The organism is Velazquezella soli (assembly GCF_977018685.1).
On record NZ_CDRNXF010000004.1, the window covers coordinates 199,096 to 219,301 of the forward strand.

Annotated in this window: 20 protein-coding genes and 1 tRNA gene; 7 read left to right on the forward strand and 14 right to left on the reverse strand. The window is 60.2% G+C overall.

Features of this window, described 5'->3' with window-relative positions:
* Positions 1-127 precede the first annotated feature (127 nt).
* Positions 128-3,073: a PAS domain-containing protein gene (locus AC0JZ8_RS04595; protein ID WP_471891924.1), complete on the forward strand. Its 2,946-nt coding sequence runs from the start codon at positions 128-130 to the stop codon at positions 3,071-3,073.
* Positions 3,074-3,125: 52 nt separating this feature from the next.
* Here AC0JZ8_RS04595 and AC0JZ8_RS04600 read toward each other — a convergent pair whose 3' ends face one another.
* The 3 genes from AC0JZ8_RS04600 to AC0JZ8_RS04610 all read right to left on the reverse strand — a co-directional run bounded on the left by AC0JZ8_RS04600 (position 3,126) and on the right by AC0JZ8_RS04610 (position 4,142).
* On the reverse strand, positions 3,126-3,377 hold the full coding sequence (locus AC0JZ8_RS04600) for a hypothetical protein (protein WP_062454106.1): 252 nt from the start codon (positions 3,375-3,377) through the stop codon (positions 3,126-3,128).
* A gap of 156 nt (positions 3,378-3,533) precedes the next feature.
* Positions 3,534-3,827, reverse strand: coding sequence for a hypothetical protein (locus AC0JZ8_RS04605; RefSeq protein ID WP_062454107.1), 294 nt, complete (start codon positions 3,825-3,827; stop codon positions 3,534-3,536).
* A 126-nt stretch (positions 3,828-3,953) separates the two neighbouring features.
* The gene (locus AC0JZ8_RS04610; RefSeq protein ID WP_062454108.1) at positions 3,954-4,142 is read right to left on the reverse strand and encodes a YegP family protein; all 189 of its coding nucleotides are present in this window, start codon (positions 4,140-4,142) and stop codon (positions 3,954-3,956) included.
* Between the two features lie 77 nt (positions 4,143-4,219).
* Between AC0JZ8_RS04610 and AC0JZ8_RS04615 the strand changes: the two genes are divergently transcribed.
* From AC0JZ8_RS04615 to AC0JZ8_RS04635, 5 genes are all read left to right on the forward strand, one after another.
* Positions 4,220-5,101, forward strand: a complete 882-nt coding sequence (locus AC0JZ8_RS04615; protein ID WP_471893324.1) for an NAD(P)-dependent oxidoreductase — start codon at positions 4,220-4,222, stop codon at positions 5,099-5,101.
* 17 nt (positions 5,102-5,118) lie between these two features.
* A complete protein-coding gene (locus tag AC0JZ8_RS04620; protein WP_471891925.1) occupies positions 5,119-5,430 on the forward strand; it encodes an Rdx family protein in 312 nt (103 codons plus the stop codon).
* Between the two features lie 91 nt (positions 5,431-5,521).
* Positions 5,522-5,608: transfer RNA gene (locus tag AC0JZ8_RS04625), tRNA-Leu, on the forward strand.
* A gap of 406 nt (positions 5,609-6,014) precedes the next feature.
* Positions 6,015-6,875, forward strand: a complete 861-nt coding sequence (locus AC0JZ8_RS04630) for a hypothetical protein (RefSeq protein WP_325263826.1) — start codon at positions 6,015-6,017, stop codon at positions 6,873-6,875.
* Positions 6,876-6,927: 52 nt separating this feature from the next.
* Complete coding sequence (locus AC0JZ8_RS04635; RefSeq protein WP_471891926.1) at positions 6,928-7,776, forward strand: hypothetical protein; 849 nt, start codon at positions 6,928-6,930, stop codon at positions 7,774-7,776.
* A gap of 65 nt (positions 7,777-7,841) precedes the next feature.
* Here the strand turns inward: AC0JZ8_RS04635 and AC0JZ8_RS04640 are convergent, their stop codons facing one another.
* The 4 genes from AC0JZ8_RS04640 to AC0JZ8_RS04655 all read right to left on the reverse strand — a co-directional run bounded on the left by AC0JZ8_RS04640 (position 7,842) and on the right by AC0JZ8_RS04655 (position 11,045).
* On the reverse strand, positions 7,842-8,210 hold the full coding sequence (locus tag AC0JZ8_RS04640) for a hypothetical protein (protein WP_062454111.1): 369 nt from the start codon (positions 8,208-8,210) through the stop codon (positions 7,842-7,844).
* 103 nt (positions 8,211-8,313) lie between these two features.
* Positions 8,314-9,162: a C40 family peptidase gene (locus AC0JZ8_RS04645; RefSeq protein WP_471891927.1), complete on the reverse strand. Its 849-nt coding sequence runs from the start codon at positions 9,160-9,162 to the stop codon at positions 8,314-8,316.
* Positions 9,163-9,210: 48 nt separating this feature from the next.
* A complete protein-coding gene (locus AC0JZ8_RS04650; protein WP_184654226.1) occupies positions 9,211-9,564 on the reverse strand; it encodes a MarR family transcriptional regulator in 354 nt (117 codons plus the stop codon).
* An 86-nt stretch (positions 9,565-9,650) separates the two neighbouring features.
* On the reverse strand, positions 9,651-11,045 hold the full coding sequence (locus AC0JZ8_RS04655; RefSeq protein WP_471891928.1) for a leucyl aminopeptidase family protein: 1,395 nt from the start codon (positions 11,043-11,045) through the stop codon (positions 9,651-9,653).
* 155 nt (positions 11,046-11,200) lie between these two features.
* On the opposite strand from AC0JZ8_RS04655, the gene AC0JZ8_RS04660 reads away from it, so the two are divergent.
* Positions 11,201-12,052 (forward strand): tetratricopeptide repeat protein, encoded by an 852-nt coding sequence (locus AC0JZ8_RS04660; RefSeq protein WP_162734904.1) that lies wholly within the window; start codon positions 11,201-11,203, stop codon positions 12,050-12,052.
* 100 nt (positions 12,053-12,152) lie between these two features.
* Here AC0JZ8_RS04660 and AC0JZ8_RS04665 read toward each other — a convergent pair whose 3' ends face one another.
* Genes AC0JZ8_RS04665 through cpaB form a run of 7 tightly spaced genes read right to left on the reverse strand, consistent with a single transcriptional unit; the run spans position 12,153 to position 20,140 of the window.
* Positions 12,153-13,091: a type II secretion system F family protein gene (locus AC0JZ8_RS04665; RefSeq protein WP_062580105.1), complete on the reverse strand. Its 939-nt coding sequence runs from the start codon at positions 13,089-13,091 to the stop codon at positions 12,153-12,155.
* A gap of 48 nt (positions 13,092-13,139) precedes the next feature.
* Complete coding sequence (locus AC0JZ8_RS04670; protein WP_113166919.1) at positions 13,140-14,153, reverse strand: type II secretion system F family protein; 1,014 nt, start codon at positions 14,151-14,153, stop codon at positions 13,140-13,142.
* A 35-nt stretch (positions 14,154-14,188) separates the two neighbouring features.
* Positions 14,189-15,685, reverse strand: coding sequence for a CpaF family protein (locus AC0JZ8_RS04675; RefSeq protein WP_062578692.1), 1,497 nt, complete (start codon positions 15,683-15,685; stop codon positions 14,189-14,191).
* Between the two features lie 27 nt (positions 15,686-15,712).
* Complete coding sequence (locus AC0JZ8_RS04680) at positions 15,713-17,002, reverse strand: AAA family ATPase (RefSeq protein ID WP_471891929.1); 1,290 nt, start codon at positions 17,000-17,002, stop codon at positions 15,713-15,715.
* 25 nt (positions 17,003-17,027) lie between these two features.
* Positions 17,028-17,744 carry a CpaD family pilus assembly protein gene (locus AC0JZ8_RS04685; RefSeq protein WP_209902838.1) on the reverse strand — a complete coding sequence of 239 codons (717 nt, stop codon included), beginning with the start codon at positions 17,742-17,744 and terminating at the stop codon, positions 17,028-17,030.
* A 13-nt stretch (positions 17,745-17,757) separates the two neighbouring features.
* The gene (locus AC0JZ8_RS04690) at positions 17,758-19,320 is read right to left on the reverse strand and encodes a type II and III secretion system protein family protein (RefSeq protein ID WP_062454121.1); all 1,563 of its coding nucleotides are present in this window, start codon (positions 19,318-19,320) and stop codon (positions 17,758-17,760) included.
* Positions 19,321-19,333: 13 nt separating this feature from the next.
* Positions 19,334-20,140 carry a Flp pilus assembly protein CpaB gene (gene cpaB / locus AC0JZ8_RS04695; RefSeq protein WP_062454122.1) on the reverse strand — a complete coding sequence of 269 codons (807 nt, stop codon included), beginning with the start codon at positions 20,138-20,140 and terminating at the stop codon, positions 19,334-19,336.
* Positions 20,141-20,206 lie beyond the last annotated feature (66 nt).

The following is a 20,206-nucleotide window of genomic DNA, read 5'->3' on the forward strand; positions in this document are numbered from 1 at the left end:
GGCCGGACCGCAATAAACGAACAGATCGCGCCGTCCAAAGTTTGATAATCTGCAAAAATTGCTTTGAAAACCGCCGATTGACGGCATATTACCGGCGCCTATTCCATCACACGCATTTGGTGACGTCATGAACTATCAGGTCGTATCCGCGCATTGGCCTATTGGCGGAGGCGAGAGCGGCGAGCTCATACGCCAGTTCGACTGGACGAAGACGTCTCTCGGGCTGATCAAAGACTGGCCTTCGCATCTGCGGATCAAGGTCAACTCGATGGTCAATTCGCCGATCCCGCAGGTTTTGATGTGGGGCGACGACCATGTGATGATCTACAATGACGGCTACAAGGAGATTGCCGGGGATTATCATCCACGCGCGCTCGGTGACAAGGTTTCCGCTGTCTGGCCGGAAATCTGGGAATGGAACAAGACAATCCTTGAAGCCGGCTTTCGGGGAGAGGTCCAGTCCTTCCGCGACCAGGTCATGGTGCTGAACCGTCATGGATCGCCTGAGGATGTCGTCTTCGATCTGTTCTACACGCCGATCTACGACGAAACCGGCAAGGTAGACGGTGTCCTGTGCACGGTGCTCGAAAACACCGAGAAGGTGCACGCGCTGAACGCCTTGGCTCAGAGCCAGGAAGAGCTCAGCCGCCTTACCAACGCGCTCCCCATCCTCGTCGGGTTCCTCGACCGCGACCATGTCTATCGCTTCGCCAATGACGGTTATCAGGAGTGGTTCGGACTTGCCGCCAGCGACGTGATTGGCAAGCATGCCGCGGAGGTGATCGGCAACGCCTATTACGCTGCCCGCATACCATTGCTTCAAAAAGCGCTCTCCGGCGAACGGGTGATCACGGACACGGTGATCAAACGTCCTGACGGAGAAGAACGGACAGCCGAAATCCGCTACGTTCCGCGCTTCACCTCCAAGGGTGAGATCGACGGCATCTATGTGCTGATCATCGATATCGAGGACCGCAAACAATCCGAGAACGCACTTCGTCGCAGCAATGAACGGTTCCGGGCCGCGGTCGCGGCCATCCATGGCGTGCTGTGGACCAACACCGCCGACGGCCGGATGCTGGGCGAACAGACGGCCTGGGCCACGCTGACCGGCCAGCGTTTCGAAGAATACCAGGACTACGGTTGGGCAGATGCCGTGCATCCCGATGATCGGGAAGGTTCGGTCGCCAGCTGGCAGGCGGCCGTCGCGTCCAAATCCACCTATGTCTGGGAACATCGCGTCCGCCGCCATGACGGCCTCTATCGTACCTTTGCCATCCGCGGCGTGCCGATCATCGGTTCCTCGGGCGACATCGAGGAATGGGTCGGTGTCCATACCGATATCACCGAGCAGCGGGAGGCCGAATCGAACCTGCAGGACCATGCCAGCAACCTGGAACGGCAGGTCCGCCACCGCCTGCGGGCAGAGGAACAGCTGAGACAGCTGAACGAAAGCCTGGAAGCCCGCGTCGAATCGGAGATCGCCGAGAGGCGCCAGGCCGAACGGGCATTGCAGCAGGCGCAGAAGATGGAATCGATCGGTCAGCTGACCGGGGGCGTTGCGCATGACTTCAACAACCTGTTGCAGGTCGTTGCCGGCAATCTTCAGCTCTTGGCCAAGGACATTGTCGGCAATGCACAGGCGGAACGGCGTGTCGGCAATGCGCTTGCCGGCGTCAGCCGCGGTGCAAAGCTTGCCAGCCAGTTGCTGGCTTTCGGCCGCCGGCAGGCGCTGGAGCCACGCGTCATCAACATCAGCCGCTTTATTGCCGGAATGGACGATCTGCTGCGCCGGTCGCTCGGTGAGGCGGTTGAGGTCGAGGTAATTGCCAGCGGCGGGCTGTGGAACACCTATGCCGACCCGACGCAGGTCGAAAACGCGCTTCTGAACCTCGCAATCAACGCACGTGATGCGATGGAGGGGTCCGGCAAATTGACGATTGAGGTGGGCAACGCCTTTCTCGACCAGGATTACGCTCGCACCCATGTGGAAGTCACGCCCGGTCAATACGTGATGCTGGCCGTGACGGACACGGGCGCCGGCATGGCGCCAGATATTCTCGATAAAGTGTTCGAGCCGTTCTTTTCCACCAAGCCAGAGGGCAAGGGAACCGGATTGGGACTGTCCATGGTCTACGGCTTCGTCAAGCAGTCCGGCGGGCATGTGAAGATTTACAGCGAGGTGAACGAGGGCACGACCGTGAAGGTCTACCTGCCGCGGTCCGTCGCCGATGAGGACCGCGAAGTGGTCGTCCAGGCCGGCCCGGTCGTCGGCGGCTCGGAAACCGTGCTGGTCGTGGAAGACGACGAGGCGGTGCGCAACACTGTTTTCGAGACGCTGACCGATCTCGGCTACCGCGTCCTGACGGCAAAGGATGCACAGGCCGGCCTCAACGTGGTCGAGAGCGGCATTCCAATCGACGTCATCTTTACCGACGTCGTGATGCCGGGCCCGCTGAAGAGCCGCGAAATGGCGCGTCGCGCAAAGGAGCGCCTGCCGCATCTCGCGGTGCTATTCACCTCCGGCTACACTGAAAATTCCATCGTCCACGGCGGCATTCTGGATGCCGGTGTCGAGCTCTTGTCAAAGCCCTATACCCGCGAGGCTTTGGCGCGCCGTATTCGCCATGTCATCGCCAACCAGAAGCAGGTGGACCAGGCGACCGCCCCCAGGGCGGAAACAGTCAAGCCCGTTGCCGAAGTTGCCGCCGCGACGCCGAAAACGCTGACGATCCTGCTGGTCGAAGACGACTTTCTGATCCGGGGAAACACGGCCGAGATGCTTGCCGAACTCGGCCATCAGGTAATCGAGGCTGGGACGGGAAAAGAAGCGCTGGTCGAGCTCGAAAGCAATTCGATCGATGTCCTGATCACCGATATCGGCCTGCCGGATACAGTCGGCGGTGATCTGGCGGTGCGTGCCGTGGCGGAAAAGCCCGACCTGACCGTCGTGTTCGCAACGGGAGAGAGCCACAAGCCGGACAACGCGCCACCCGGCTCCCGCCTTCTGCAGAAGCCTTACAACGAGATGGACCTTGCGGCGGTTCTGGCAGGCGTCAACGCGGGTTCGTAGTCCGGATCCCCGCATGGCCGGGGCCTGTTGCCTGCATCACGCCCCGGCGGCTTCAATGTTTCGCCGGGAGGAAGGGATGCGGAAGGTCCGCCGGTGTGATCCAGACGCAGCCGTCAAATGCCACTTCCCCATGGTCCAGTTTGCGGCTGGCGATCGTCTCCATCAGGGAGAGCTTTGATCGCACGCTGCCGATTCCGTCATCGTTGAGGACCCGGACCGCCTGGCAGGTGGGGCCATCCCGCATCACGATCAACGTATGATGGCTGTTCTCGACGATTTTGTTTTCGATGGTAACGAGCTTCATGCTCTCTCCTTCGACAGACGGATGGGGTTGAGGCGTCATCGAAGGGTCGGCAAATTTGGTTAACAAAAGGTTAACGACGCGGGGGCGTCCCCCCGCAAACGAAAAACCGCCCGTCCTTGCGGACGAGCGGTTCGATCGATGGTCTTTCCCTGCCTGTTACGGCTGGGTCGTACCGCCCGTTGCCGGTGCAGCAGGAGCCGGTGCGGCCGGAGCAGGCGCTGCTGGCGTTGCCGGAGCAGGTGCTGCCGGTTCCGTGACAGCAGGCGGCGTTGCGGTCGAGGATGTCGTGGCAGGATCGGTGGTCGAGCCACCCATCTGCGACCAGACAAACGCGCCGACGACGATAACTGCCAGAATGGCTACCCAGCCCATCCAGGAAGAGCTTTTACGCGTCTCCGGGGTGGTGCGAAGGTCAGGGCGGGTGTTATTCGAGTTTGGATCGTAAGCCATGTTTGTTTCCTCCGTTTCAGCAGAGACAATGCGACCACAAGGAATTTGTTCCAAAGATCTGCGGATCGGACATTGTGTCTGCGCTAAAACCTTACGTTGGAATCCGGCAGACGAACATTCAAACCGTCAAACGGTGGCGGTTGTACCGTCTTCGGTTGTGGCACCAGGCGCATTCTTCTTGATCGATTCGATCGCGTTGATTGCCGACGCCTTCTGCTTGTATCCTTCAGAGATAAACATCGTTTCGCCGTTCGACGCTTTGAAGCGGAAACGGAACTCACCAGTCTTGTCCTTGTAGACCTGAAACTTGTACAATTTAGCCTCCCTCAGCTGACCCTAAACAAGAAGATGCCACTGGATAAGGGATGGAACAAGAGGGATATGCGCCTGCCATGAAGGAAACGGGTTTGAACAAAGAGCGTGTCGGTATCGTCGGTCTCGGACGGATGGGAAGCGCCATGGCAGCCCGCCTTGCACAACAGGGCTTCGCTGTCACCGGCTGGAGCCGAAGCGACGCTTTTGGTGCGCGGCAGAGGGCTCTCGGCATTGATGCCGTTGAAGACCTTTCCTCCCTAGCAGAGCGTTCCGACGTCATCATTCTTGCCCTGATCGACGATCAGGCGGTGCATGATGTGCTTAACACACTCGCGGCTACGGACCTTACGGGCAAGCTGATCGTCGATACCAGCACGGTCAGCCCTATGACTCTGCGGAGCCACCAGGAGGCCATCGGTCGATCGGGTGCCGGCCTCCTCGACGCGCCGATCGCCGGCGGCCCGGAGATGCTGCTTCAGGGAAAGGTCGGGCTTTATATCGGCGGCTCGCCTGAAGACCACGAGCGCTTCCGGCCCGTTGCGGAAACGCTTTCCGACCGTGCGCTGCATGTGGGAAAACTCGGAGATGGCGCATCGGCCAAGCTCGTCAACAACATGATGCTGATGGGACTGTGGCAGAATCTCAAGGAGGCACTGCTGCTAGGCAAGAGCGCCGGCCTCTCTTCAGCGAAGATCCTAGAAATCCTTGCGGGAAGCCCGGCTGCGAGCCCGGCGATGAAGAGCAGGCTTCCTGTCATTTCAGGTGAGACGGACACGGTCGGGTTTCCTGTGTCGGGTGCGGTGAAGGATGCGCGGCTGGTGCGCGATTTTGCAGAGGAGCTCGGGATCTCCATCCCTGCGATCTCGGCGTCGCTTGCAAGCTTCGAGGCGGCATTGGACGCCGGCTATGGCGACGCAGACTTGGCGACCATGGTCAAACTGGTTGCCGACGCGGACTGAAACAGGAGTTGAGTTGCATGACGGACAAACCGCATATCACCATCCTCTACTGCACCCAGTGCAACTGGCTGCTGCGCTCCGGCTGGATGGCGCAGGAAATGCTGCAGACATTCGGTGATTCGCTAGGCGAGGTCGGGCTTATCCCGGGCACCGGCGGAGCATTCGAGATCCGCATCGACGGCGCGTTGATCTGGGAGCGCAAACGCGATGGCGGTTTTCCTGGTCCCAAGGAATTGAAGCAGCGGGTTCGCGATATCCTCGACCCCGACCGGGACCTTGGCCACATCGACCGACACCAAGCCAAAACCGAAGTCGACACCGCGGGTTAGGACGGTTTTTGAAAGTTTTTCGGGGCCTGACATGAAAACTTCAAAAACCCTGTTGACTTGACCCGGTGTCCCTCGTACATCGCTCTCCGTCGCCCAGATGGCGGAATTGGTAGACGCGCCAGCTTCAGGTGCTGGTACCCGAAAGGGTGTGGAGGTTCGAGTCCTCTTCTGGGCACCATTCCCATTTTACTATTGGCTTTAGCTATAAGCCACTGATTGTGCAGGTCTTGTTCTGTCTGCGTCTCCGCGGCGCATGACACGCGCGATGAGTAACCATTGTCCCCCAAGGAATGGATGGTGCGGATGAGGTCTTGGAAAGACTGTTCAAGGCTATTGATCTGCCAGTGAGGTTTGGTCCTTGCCCTCTGCTCTGTCGAGGGCCTCACCAACACCACTCCAGTGATCATTGGATCGATGCTCAACGTCGCAACACGGACTGAGATACAATCTCGGATCAGCTCCGATACTCCAAGATCCAGATAAGCCTCAGGACAGCCAATGCACGTAACGCATGCAGCAGCAACGATGCTCGGTCTTCAGTCGTCGAATGCAACGCAATCGCCATTTAACGACCAGGTGTCCCTATGGAAAAATTGCTTTTCTCGATCACTGCGAATGGTAGCCCGGAAGTTCTCGAGCGTCAGATTTCGGCAATCGATCGTTTCTCGCCTGGGTCGTTTATCTGCGTTCATCATGCGCGGGGCTCGACATTTCGAGGAGGCGATGTCCCTCAAAGCAGCGGCTCCTGCAACGTCTTCTTCAATCCAAATTCCTATGAGATCAGGCCGCAGGAGGGCGTTTTACATGCCCATGTCAGCAACTTCCAACATGCCGTTGCGCAGTCTCTAGATTTTGACAAGATCGTCCTTTTCTCAGCGGAGGACCTGCTCATCAAATCCGGATTAGGCGAGTATACGAAGCGGTTCACAACGGGCGCTCAGACCGAGCTCTATGAAAGCATAGAGACCGCGAACAACTGGTCTGTGTTTCGGCCTGAGGTTTTAGACTCGGCCGGTATGAAACACTTCCTGTCCCTGCTTGGGCTTCCGCTCTTCGCTGGCGGGCAGGCGGAAGGTCAGTTCTTCAGCCGACGTGTCTTCGCCCATCTGGAGCGCATGTACATGGAATCGTTTCCGATGGAGCCGTGCGGTTTTCCGACGGAGCAGATCTTACCTCCAACGCTTAACATGTGGCTTGGTTTTACCGGCACGAACGTCTCACTGCCCATCACGTTCACGGCTGCCAACGCTCAGATGGACATATCGGAAGCTGTTCTTCACCAACTCAAGACGGGCGACGGAGCTCTCCACGCGCGCGCTAAACCAAGGTCTCTGCGGCCGGTTCATCTCGGAGCGTGTGTGTTGAAAGACGTCTATGCGGTCAGTTTGCCGGCTGATCGATACGAAGCCTGGGAGAACGTGATGTCACAATCGGAAGATGGTTAAGTCGCCGCAGTGTTCCAACGCCATCGTCAATTTTTCTGAGCCAGGCCCGTTGATGACCAAAATCCTCTTTTCCCTGCCGGTCCATGAAATGCCCGCCATCGTGCGGGATCAAATCGCAAACATTAATTACTTCTGCCCCGGCTCAACAATTGCCATCCACATATCAGCGGGAGCCGCCGCGCTGCAGGACGAGTTTCGTCGGGAGTGCGACCTTCCGAATGTCCTGATCAATCCTAGTTCATACGAGACCAGATGGAACGCGGGCCTCCTCCATACGCATGTCAGCAACTATCTCTACGCGCTCGAGCGGGGCGCCGACTTCGATCGCGTCGTTCTGATTTCATCCAACGAACTTCTCGTGAAGCCAGGGCTTAGTGAGTATGTGTCCAAGTATGCAATGGGGTCTCATGTCCAGATCTACGACCTTGCTGCCGATTGGGGAGGTTTCCGCACCGACGTCGCGAGCGATATGTCCGTCCGCAACTTCGTCGCCAGTCTCGGGCTAACGTCGTACTTCGCTGGGCAGGCGGAAGGCCAGTTCTACAGCAATCGCATATTCGCTCGGATTGCGCGCCTATTCGTCGAGAATTTTCCTATGGCTCCGTGCGGGTTCAATAGCGAAGAGGTCATCCCTCCTACCGTCGCAGCGAGCCTTTCAATGGCGGGCGTAAACTACGCTCACCCGATTACCTTCTGCGATTACTGCACGGCCATTAAAATTACGCCGGAGTTGATCGACCAGATTAGATCAGGCAACGGCGCGGTCTACGCTCAGCGCGTACCCCGGTCGATGCGCTCTCCACATATCGGTGTATCAACCTTCGACGGGATATTCAGCGTCAAACGCGTCCCTCGCGAGGAATGCGAATTGCGCCAGTATATCCGCGGGCTGATGACCTAGCGACTGCCTCTCAGCGTCAACCCCAATCCGAGAGAGACGTGTGAAGCCTCGTAAACACCTCCGCTCTACTTCGGAAGATGCCGCGGGTTGATGCCTGGGACCCAGTGCGTATTCGGCATCTGCGTGCCCGTATAGCGAATGCCGTTGTTCGTTTCGCAGTGATACAGCCGCCGCGGCACGTCATCCCAGAAGCGGGCGCCCGGCCCTGACCTCAATTCCGAGACGTAGCCGATATCACTGGTGCACGAATAGGAATCGGGATCCGACTTGACGAGGCTTTCCGTCGGTTTCACGCCGGGCAGGTTCTTGAAGAAGGTCTGGGGCGACTGGGTGAACACGTCGCCTTCCGCAGCCATCGTGTCATCAGGAACAAGGGCCGTTACGACGACCCCCATCAGCATCGCGGCTGGTAAAATCCATGCACCCTTCAGCATTTTTCTGTCCCTGTCGGCACTCTATCACCTTCACGAAATAAGAGGTGCAACGCCACGGTGCCAGCGGATGCGATCCCACATTTGCGTGATCGTTGCGCCCGGATCATGGAAAGCGGCGGTAATCGGTCGGCTGTCCGTAGAGCCAGCCTATCCGCTCCACAGCGGCTTTGAAATTTTCGCGCGCCACAGTCATCGTGTGGCCGTTGGCGTGGAGCAGGGTTTCCGGGTCTTCCATGATTCCGACATGGCCCTTCCAAAAGACGAGATCGCCGCGGCGGAGATCCTCGGCATCGATTCTCCCACCAAAGGCTGCCTGCATGTCGCTGTCACGCGGTACCGGTTTGCCGATCATCGCCATCGACAGCTGGACGAGGCCGGAGCAGTCGATGCCGAAGCCCGTGCGCCCGCCCCAGAGATAGGGCGTTTCCAGGAACCGGAGAGCGACCGCGACATAGTCGTCGCCGGCAACTTCCGAGATCGGCAGGCAGTGGTCGGCAATTACGGCGCCGCCGCCGGCCAGCGTGAAATAGTGGGTGCCGCGGGTTTCGCTTTTGCCGACGATCGTCACGCGGCTGCCCATCGACAGTGCGCGAAGCGGCGGCTTGCGCAATTCCGGGCCCGGATAGACGAAGGTGCGCTGCGTGGCGATACGGTGCGTCGCCTGTTCGACGACGTCGAGCATCACGTCCGGGAGGTAACCGACATAGCCATCCTGATCGGCCTGGACCCAGACGAAGCCATCCTTGCGGTCGAAGACACGCACGGTTTCACCGAACAGGAGTTGCGTGTCGATACCGCTTTCGAGATCCGGTGACGGGCGAAGCGGGGCAACGGGGACGGCGATTTGGGCTGCGACGCCCTGCACGAAGCGGGGGGCATCGACGCGACCTTCGAGCGCCGCATCGGCAAGGTCGGCACGGAAGGCATGGAGGCGTTTGTCGAGATCGGTCATCTTTGTGTGTTCCAGGGTCAGATCGGATTTATCAGCAGGTTCGTCGCACTATGCGGCAGCCGTGCGGCGGCTTTCACGGATGATGAGGTCGCCGAGATTTTCGAGGTAAAGGGCGCCGGCCACGGTCCGCTTTATCACGACATTGCGGCGATCGCGCTCGTCTCTCACCCGATCGACCAGACCGAGCGCACCCATCGTATCGAGTGCGCGGGTGACTACCGGCTTGGTGACGGCGAGGGTGGCGGCCAAGCCACGCACCGTGTGGGGCGGCGGCACGAGATAGATATGCAGGAGGATCGACAACTGGCGCAAGGTGAGATCCCGCTCGTCGCGCTTCACCTGTTCCAGCGAAACGCGATGCCAGAGGCCGAGTGCCTGCGTTGCGGTTAAGTCTGCGGCCATCCCGCCTCCAAGATTGCTTGTGTCGAGCATCTTAGGTGCGAGATCTTACCGCTTCGTTTGGCACCGCATCTTCCGCGCCCGCGACCTTACCTCGCCGCCATGTCCTTGATGACCTTGTAGAGCGCCCGGATCGCGAATGCTTCGCCGCCGACGGAGGCATGCGGCTTGTCCGCTGCAACCCAGGCATAGATATCGAAATGCACCCAGCTCTTTGCGGCCGTGACGAAGCGTTTGAGAAACAGCGCCGCGGTAATCGCACCGGCCATGCCACCGGAAGGCGCGTTCGTGATGTCGGCGGCGCGAGACCGGATGTCCTTGTCGTAGCCCATCCACAAAGGCAGTCGCCACATCGGATCCGCCTGCGAGCCTGCTGCTGCCGTAAGTTTGGCTGAGAGCGCCTCGTCGTCGGTGAAATAGGGGGCGAGTTCTGTGCCGAGCGCGACGCGTGCGGCACCCGTCAGCGTCGCCATGTCGATCAGCAGCTCCGGCGGGGTCTCGTCCGCATAGGCGAGCGCGTCGGCCAGCACGAGCCGGCCTTCCGCATCGGTATTGTCGATCTGGACGGTGATGCCCTTGCGGCTCTTGTAGATGTCGCCGGGACGGAAGGCGTTGGATGAGATCGAGTTTTCAACCGCGGGCACCAGAACCTGAAGATCGATCGCCAGGCCTGCATCCATGATCATCAACGCAAGACCCATGACATTGGCGGCACCGCCCATGTCCTTCTTCATCAGCGCCATGTTGGCGGCGCCCTTGATGTCGAGACCGCCGGTATCGAAGCACACGCCCTTGCCGACCAGCGTGACCCGCGGATCGCCCTTTTTGCCCCAGCGCATCTCGAGGAGACGCGGCTGCGAGGCGCTGGCGCGACCGACCGTGTGGATGAGCGGGAAGTTCTGTGTCAGCAGGTCATCACCGACGATCGTGGTGACGGTTGCGCCGTACTGCGCGCCGAGCGCCCGGAAGGCTGCGTCCAGTTCGTCCGGCCCCATCTCGTTGGTCGGGATGTTGACGAGATCGCGGGCGAGGAACACACCGGCAAGCTGGCGCTCGAGATCTGCCGCATCCGCAGAAGCTCCAATGGCGAGGCGGACATCCTTCGACTTTTCAGTCTTGTAACGGCTGAAGCAATAGCTGCCGAGACCAAATCCGAGCGCGAACTGCTCGGGCGATACGCCCTCGCCTTCCAGATGCCAATCACCTGGCGGAAGCAGCTTTGACAGCTTTCCCGCGACGAACGGTTGCTCCGACGGGTTCTTGCCCAGTCCGAACAGCGCGCCGGCAACGCCGCCGTCCTTGCCCGGCAGCAAGGTGAATGCGCCGGCTTCGGCCTTGAAGCCTGCAGCCCTCGCCCAGTCGGTGACCGCCGCGTCGAGACGACCGTTCTCCAGATCCGCGGGCGTGACGGCATGGACGGGCCGGGTCGCAACACCCATAGAGCTGAACAGTGCTGGACGGACGGTATGCTGGTATGGGGTCATGGCAGCCTTCGCAAGGATCTGGAAACGTTCATTTTAACGGATCGTTAGGGTTAACAGTTTATTCCTTTCTTTCAAATGTGTTCGCAAAGCGCCGACGACAATCGGCTGCTAGACCGGACGACGATTGAACGACGCCCCCAACGAGATCGCCATCGATGACTGCATCTGTCGCCACCCCGTCTCGCTCGTCCCGGCTGTTCGCGCTCGCGCCGCTTGCGCAGGCAACCGCGATCGTTCTTCTGGCACTGTCTGTGACGGGGTGTACCACGAGCAAGCGCGATACGCTGACGACGGGCTCGATTCCCCAGAGGATCTCCGCTGCGCCGCTGGATGGCATGAACGCAAGCGAACTCGCTGAAGCGGAACGCTCCATCGGCGCTGCTTATGTCAAGAACCCGAGCAACAAGGATATCGGCCTGCGCTACGCCAACGTTCTCGGCATGACCGGCAAGAACACCCAGGCACTCGCCGTAATGCAGCAGGTGGCGATTGCGCATCCTGCAGATCGCGATGTCCTTTCCGCCTATGGCAAGGCACAGGCAGGCGCCGGCCAGCTCGAACAGGCACTGACAACGATCAACCGCGCGCAGACTCCTGACCATCCCGACTGGCGCCTCTATTCGGCGGAAGGTGCCGTTCTCGATCAGCTCGGCCGCTCGCAGGAAGCTCGCGCGAAATATCGCCAGGCCCTGAACACACGGCCGAACGAGCCGACGGTCATGTCCAACCTCGGCATGTCCTATGTTCTCTCCGGCGATCTGAAGACTGCCGAAAGCTACATGAAGAACGCCTCGCAACAGCCGGGCGCCGACAGCCGCGTGCGCCAGAACCTGGCGCTCGTCGTCGGTCTGCAGGGACGCTTCGCAGAGGCAGAGGGCATCGCTCGCCGCGAACTCTCCCAGCAGCAGGCCGATGCCAACGTGACCTACCTGCGCTCCATGCTCTCCCAGCAGAACTCCTGGCGCAAACTCGCCGACAGCGACAAGGGCACGACGGCGGTCAACTGATCCAGTCGGCTTCGACAATTTCAGCGAAACAGAACCGCCATTTCCATCGGGATGGCGGTTTTTGCTTTTGAGCCAATGCGGGCGGTTATCAGGCTGCCGGTCAGAACCGGTCGGAGACCTGGATGCCGGCCGGGCCGAGGATAACGGCGATGAGGACCGGCAGGAAGAACAGGATCATCGGGACGGTCAGCTTCGGCGGAAGCGCCGCAGCCTTCTTTTCCGCGTCATTCATGCGCTCGTCACGGCCTTCCTGAGCCAGAACGCGCAAAGCCTGCGCGATGGGCGTACCATAGCGTTCGGCTTGGATCAGCGCCTGCGCCACGGCCTTCACAATATCAAGCTGAGTGCGGATGCCGAGGTTTTCGAGAGCCGTGCGCCGATCCTGAAGGAAGGACAGCTCCGCCGTGGTCAACACCAGTTCTTCCGCCAATTCAGGCGATTGGGTGCCGATCTCCTCGGCCGCCCGGCGCATGGAGGCTTCGATCGAGATCCCTGACTCCACGCAGATCAGCATCAGGTCGAGCGAATCGGGCCAGGCTCTCTTGATCGAATGCTGCCGCTTTTTCATACGGTTGGAAATATAGATGTTGGGAGCGTAGAAGCCCAGATAGCCGAACCCGATGGCCGCCAGCATGCGGATGGCAATCGGTTTGGATTCCAGATTGCCAAGCACGAAGATCCACACCGCGGCTGCTGCGAGGAAGCAGAACGGCAGGATGAAACGCGCCGCCAGGAACAAGTTGAGGGCGTTCTGGGTGCGCAGACCTGCGGCGCGCAGCTTGTTCACCGTATTGGCATCGACAAGCGCTTCGCGCAGATTGAACCGGTCGACGATGTGACTTGCAGAGCGGTTGTTCTGGGTGCGCAGCGATGCCTTCGACAGATCGTTCATTCGCGCGCGCTCACGGGCGCGGATTGCGTCGCGCTCGGTCGAAACCGCTTTCATGCGCTTGTCGAGCGTTCCCTTTTCCATGAAGGGGATCGCCAGCGTGTAGCAGGTCGCAAACACTGCGACGGCGACCAGAAGCGCAAACAACATGGCCGGATCGGTTAAGGTGGCGGCGAGATCCTTCACGTGCGGTTCTCCTCAGATCTCGAAGTTGATCATGTTGCGCATCACGAAAATTCCGATGCCCATCCAGACTGCGGAGAAGAGCATGATGATATGGCCGCGTGGGTCTGTAAAAAGGATCGATATGTAGTCCGGCGAGGTCAGATAGACGAGCGTCGACACGACGAAGGGCAATGAGCCGATGATCCACGCGGAAGCCTTGGCTTCCATCGACAGCGCCTTCACCTTGGCCTTCATCTTCTTGCGCTCGCGCAGGACGCGCGAAAGATTGCCGATCGCTTCGGAAAGATTGCCGCCAGCCTGGCTCTGGATGGCGATGACGATGGCGAAAAAGTTGACTTCCGAAAGCGGCATCGTCTGCAGCATGCGTGCGCAGGCTTCGGGGATGCTGAGGCCGATCTGCTGGGAGTCCACCACGCGCCGGAACTCGGTCTTGACCGGCTCCTGACCATCCGACGCGATCAGCCGGATGGCATCATTGAGAGGCAGTCCCGACTTGATCGAGCGAACCATGACATCCAGCGAATTGGCGAACTCGTCCAGGAACTTGGCCTGACGGCGTTTGATCAGGAAACCGACGACCCAGCGCGGAAACCCAAGGCTCGCCGCAAACGCGGCACCGGTGGCGCCAAGCAGCGGCAAGCCGGCGATCAACGTCACCAGAAAGACGAAAAGTCCGAACACGGCGCTGTAGACGTAGAAGCGTGGGACGGTGAGAGACAGACCGGTCTGCGGCAGCCGCGCCTTCAGGCTGCGGTCGCCCATCTTCTTGTTTTTTTCCTGCTGCTGCTTTTCGAGGTCCTTGAGACTGTCCTGGACCGACTTGCGGCGCTTGGAAAGCTCCTGGACCCGATCCCGCGATGCCTTCATGCGGGTCAGGTCGGTTTCCGCACTCTTGACCCGGCTCAACCGCGCATCGGTCTTTTTCTCGACCTCGATGCGGGAAAACAGCAGCGCATAGCAGACCGCACCGGCGGCTACGGCCGCCAGAGCGATGATCAACACAACGGTCATATCCAGTCCGAACATCCGTCGCTCCCGCGAGACCTATCTCTGATCCGCTCTCAAGATTTTACCATTTCCATCGCGTCGAGAGCTGCCGCCAGACGGCGCTCCTCGCCGAAGTAGCGTGCGCGATCCCAGAAATGCGGCTTGGCAATACCGGTCGATGCGTGGCGGCCGATCAGGCGACCATTGGCATCCTCGCCTTCGATTTCGTAGCGCATCAGGTCCTGGGTGACGATCACGTCGCCTTCCATGCCGATCACCTCGGTGATCTGGGTGATGCGGCGGGAACCGTCGCGCAGACGTGCCGCCTGGATGATGATGTCGACCGATCCCGTGATGATCTCGCGAACGGTCTTAGCCGGCAGGGTGAAGCCGCCCATGGCGATCATCGATTCCATGCGGCTCAGGCATTCGCGCGGTGTGTTGGAGTGGATCGTGCCCATCGATCCGTCGTGGCCCGTGTTCATCGCCTGCAGAAGGTCGAACACTTCGGGTCCGCGCACTTCGCCGACGATGATGCGTTCCGGGCGCATACGCAGGCAGTTCTTGACGAGGTCGCGCATGGTGATCTCGCCCTCACCTTCGATGTTCGGCGGCCGGGTTTCGAGACGCACGACATGCGGCTGCTGCAATTGCAGTTCGGCCGTATCCTCGCAGGTGATGACGCGCTCGTCCTTGTCGATATAGCTCGTCAGGCAGTTCAAAAGCGTGGTCTTGCCAGAGCCGGTACCGCCGGAAATGACGACATTGCAGCGGACGCGGCCGATGATCTGCAGAACAGTTGCGCCTTCAGGCGTGATCGCTCCGAACTTGACCAGCTGATCGAGCGTCAGCTTGTCCTTCTTGAACTTGCGGATGGTGAGAGCAGGCCCGTCGAGCGCCAGTGGCGGCGCGATGACGTTGACGCGCGAACCGTCCGGCAGACGGGCGTCGCAGATCGGCGAGCTTTCGTCGACGCGGCGGCCGACCTGGCTGACGATGCGCTGGCAGATCGACAGGAGCTGCGCGTTGTCGCGGAAGCGGATCTCCGACTCGATCGTCTTGCCGCCGACTTCGATAAAGGTCTGGCCGGCGCCGTTGACCATGATATCGGCAATGTCGTCGCGGGCCAGAAGCGGCTCCAGCGGACCATAGCCCAGCACGTCGTTGCAGATGTCCTCGAGCAGTTCCTCCTGCTCGGAAATCGACATCGCGAAATTCTTGATCGTGATGATGTCGTTGACGATGTCGCGGATTTCCTCGCGCGCGCTCTCGGCATCGAGCTTGGCAAGTTGCGACAGATCGATCGTATCGATAAGTGCTGAGAAAACCTGGCTCTTGGTATCGTAATACTGTTCGGTGCGGGCCTGGCGACGACGGCCGGCGGCCGGTGGCGCAAGCGGTGGCGGTGCGACGGCTTGGCGTACTCCGCCTGTATCGCGCACGGGCTCGGCCAGAATCTCCGGTGCTGTGGATTTCATGGCCGATTGCGGCGTCATGGCAGGCGGCGCAGAGACGGGCGGCATCAAGCCGACGCTCTTCCCAGAACCTTCGTTTCCGCGCTTTCCAAACATGATTTGATCCAGTCCCTAAACGTCTGACTATTTGCGGCCGAGAATTTGCATGACCTTGCCGAGACCGCCCTTTTTCGCCTTCTTCATGGCCACCCGACCGGTGACGATGTGAGCAATCTGCGAAAAGGTTTCGGCCATCGGAGATTTGGCGTCGATTTCCGAGATCATCCGACCGCTGTTTGCGGCATTGCCGAACAACTGCGCATCGAAAGGCAGGATGGCGATCGGTTCGATTTCAAGCGGCTCGACGAAATCGGCAGGCGCAATCTCCGGGCGCTTCGGCATGCCGACCTGGTTGAGGATGAGATGCGGAGCGCGGTCGTTGGGACGCAGCTTCTTCAGCGCATCGATCATGTTTTTGGTGTTGCGCAGGTTGGCAAGGTCGGGAGCCGCACAGATGACCACCTCGTCCACCGACGCGAGAACCGAACGGGTCCATTCCGACCAGCCATGCGGGATATCGAGAACAGCCACGGGCGCCGAGCGCTGCAGGACCTCGATGATCGGCTGGAAAGCCATGCTGTCGAAATCATAGGCCCGGTCGAGCAGCGAGGGGGCGGCCAGAAGCGAGAGGTGTTCGGAGCATTTGGTCAGCAGGCGATCGAGAAAAACTTCGTCGAGGCGCTCGGGTGCAAACACCGCTTCGGCAATACCCTGGGCCGGATCCTGATCGAAATCGATATTGGCGGTCCCGAACGGCAGGTCGAGATCGGCAAGAATGGTTTCGGTGGAGAACAGGCTGGAAATGCCGAATGCGCAGTTATGCGCAATGGTCGATGCACCGACGCCACCCTTGGCGCCGACAAAGGCGATCGAACGGCCCAGAGGCTCGGCTTCCGGATCGACGAAAATGGCCGAAATCGATGCCAGCATGTCCGCCATCTCGACAGGACCGACAAGATATTCCGATATGCCGTTGCGGATCAGTTCGCGGTAAAGCGGGATATCGTTATAGCGCCCGATGACGATCACACGGGTCGTCGGGTCGCAGACTTCCGCAAGCGGTGTCAGCTCGTGCAGCAGGTTTCTTGGCTCCGCATCGGTCTCGAGAATGACCAGATTGGGGGTTGGTGACGACGCAACCATGTTGGCGGCTGCAGCAACGCTGCCGCTTGTGACACGCAGATTGACTTTTGCCATGCGACGGTCGCGGCCCATGCGGTCCATCATCCGCTGCATGGTGTCGCTTTCGCAAAAGGCGTGGATGGAAATGCGCGGCAGAGGCCGCAGGGCCTCCATGTCGCCGTTCCGCTCCGGCTCGGCGCCCGAGATCTCCTCCTGGCCGGAACCGCGAATTTCGTAGTTGATCGCGCTCATGGTTCTCTCCGGTTCAAGGCCGCCGTCAGTTGCCGTTGATGTTGATCGTCGTGCCGCTGCCACTGTCGCTGGTTGTCGTCTCGCCGCGGTAAGTGCGGATCACACCGGCGCGCTGCGTGGCATCGATCGGCGTCATTCCGCGTGGAGCAATCAGGTCCGACGGGTTGGCGATCTGGGCGGCCAGGTTGTTTTGCGAGGCGCAGCCGAAATTGTACCAGTTGCTGTTGTTGTAGGTATCGTTCGACAGGTCTGCCGGCCATTTGCCGCACTGGCCGGTCATCGCCTTTGTCGTGACGAAGGAAAGCCGGATCGGGGCCGCATCGCCGGTCGGCGAGGCTCCATAGCTCGTCATCAGGATGCGCTGTGGCTTGATGCCGTTGGCGATCAGGGTGCGGCGAACGTCGCCAGCCAGATGCGATGCAGCACCGGCATTGTATGAGCCCTGCGGAACCTGGACCTGGATGACGCCGGCAGGCGAGGATACGAACCGCTGTGCGAAACCCTTCACCGTGTCGCGCAGTCCGATCGTCAGACGAACGTCGCCCGATCCAATCGGAATATCCAACGAGGATTCACCCTCCGCCAGAACGATCGGATGACGGGTGCGGTAGTCGTCTGGAACCGAGCCGGTCGTCATGTTGTTGCCGCAGGAGGACAAAAGCGCGGCAAGTGCCGCAATGCCCAGGGCAGACCGGATTTGGCGACGCTTTGCAGCGGAGGCCGATGTCGATGTGATGGTCATGATCGATCCCCGCTTACTTGTAGATGAAGCCGACGGAGCCATGATACTGGCTGCCACCGCTTTTGGCCGGCTCATTGCGGCCGTAGATCTTGTTGACGCGGTTCAGGAAGAAGGAAGCCGCGTCGTTCTCAGGATTGAAGTTGTCATCCGGGCGGGCGATCTCGTTGCGGGCCACAGGCCTTACGAGATAGGGCGTCGCGATGATGACGAGTTCGGTCTCGTTGCGGATGAAGTCCTTGCTGCGGAACAGCGTACCGAAGACAGGAACCTTAGAGATGCCCGGCAGTCCAGACATCGCCTGGCGGACATTGTCCTGCACGAGGCCGGCGATAACGATCGAACCGCCGGAGGGAAGCTCGACCGTGGTTGAGGCTTCGCGCTTGCGGATCGACATGTAGGTGTTGCCCGGAACGCTCAGGCTTGTGCCGTTGCCCGTCGTTACGGAACCCTCATAGGTCGGCTCCGAAACATTGGTTTCGATATTCAAACTGATACGGCCAGGCGACAGAACGATCGGCTTGAAATTCAGCTCGATGCCATAGTCCACGGTGGTGATGGATCGGTTGACCGTCGTCTTGCGGGTTTCGTCGTCAACGTTGACTTCCTGCTCCGCTGGCAGTCGATACTCGCCGCCAACATAGAATTTAGCCTGCTGACCCGAAATCGCCGTCAGGCTTGGTTCGGCAAGCGTGCGCATGACGCCGGCCTGTTCCATGGCATTCATGGTTGTGGCGAGAGTGGCTGCACCAACGGAGCCAGACAATGCCCCCTGGCTTCCCAGACTGACAGCATTCCCCAGATTCGCAGGATTGAAGAAGGAGAAGCTACCCTTGTTGCCGCTGATCGAGCCGTTGAAACCAAGCTGTTTCAGGACCTGGCGGCTGACTTCCGCAACCGTGACCTTGAGCGTGACCTGGTCTTCGCCCTCGATCGTCAGCAGGTTGACGATCTGCGACTGCTGGCGGTTTTCGGCGAAGATATCCGCATCGCCGTTATTGCCCTGTGCGGTGATGTTGCGGGTGGTTGCTTCACCGCCCTTGAGGAAGGCGCGCGCGAGCTTTTCCGCCTGCGACGAATCCTGCGGCGTGCGCACCGTGCCCGACAGCACGATGTTGTCGGAGATGATCTCGACCTTGATGTCGGATTCCGGCAGGAACCGGCGAAGGTTCTGCTGCAGACCGGAGATGTCGCGTTCGATCTCGACGTCGAGACTGACGATCTCCTCGCCGTTCGGGCCGAACACAAAGATATTGGTCTGGCCGACAGTCTTCCCGAACAGGTAGATGCGGCGCGAGGTTCGCGTGACCGCATCGGCAAGCGAAGGATCTGCGACCAGGATGTCGTGCGCATCGGCCGGGAGATCGACAACCAGCGCCTTGTTCAAACCGAGTTGGACTCGGCGTTTCACGCCAGGGCCGCCTTCGGTGATGCGGATAAGGTTGGCATCGGAAGCGGCCACTGCATCGCGGACCGACAGACCGACCGGCGCGTATCCGCCTGGAAAACCCGATACCGACAGGCAGAGGGCTATCCCGGCGACCGAGGACCTACGAATTCTGGCTCTTAGCTTGCTCATGTGCCCGCCCCGTTCACTTCGTCTGCTGTGAGGCAGAACTTTTGACGATCGCCCCTGATTTGATGACCTGGACCTCTGCCTTGCCGCCGCCATGCAGCAGATAATCTGCTGCAACCGTATCGGCTTCCTGGGCATCCGCGACCGAACGGAGAGCAAGCGTCAGGCGCTCTGCCATCTGCTGCGCCACCGTGATGATCTTTGCCTGATCGGGGGTCAGTTCCAGCGTGGCGGTCGTTCCGACCACCGACTTGCTGCCATCCGGCGCCTCCTGGATCTGCTGGTCGATCGCGAGCACCCGGACGTTGTTGAGGACGTTTTCGGTGATGAAATTGCCGCTGTCCTTGTTCTCGCGCACCATGATCACGTCGACGCGGTCATTGGGGAGCACGAAGCCGCCGGCACCGGTGGCGACGGAAATCTCGGTCGCGACAGCGCGCTTTCCGGACGGAAGCAGCGAGGACATGATGCGGCTGGAGGAGTCTGCAATCTTCTCGGCGCGGATTGGCTCGCCCTTGAAGATCGGCAGGCGAACGACAGAGCCGGCGACATCGGCGATGGCATCCGGCCGGGCGTCGCTCGTGATAAAGCCTTCGACGACGCTGCCGTTCGGCCACTCTACCCACTGGACCGACTTGTCATTGAGCCGGCTTCCGACGGGAATGTTCTCAGCCGAAACGAGAACTTTCGTCGTCGGCTCCCGCTGGATGACCGTCTCGACGAGGTCCGGGCCCTTCTGACCAGTAAGGCGCATCGCCAGCAGGCCGGCAAGACCTGCCGCTACAACTGCGACTGCGAGAATCATAAGACGAGCGGGCTTCATGAGCTTCCTCGGAGGAATACAAATCAATCCTCGAGAGCATGCGCCGGAATGGTGTAATTATGGTTA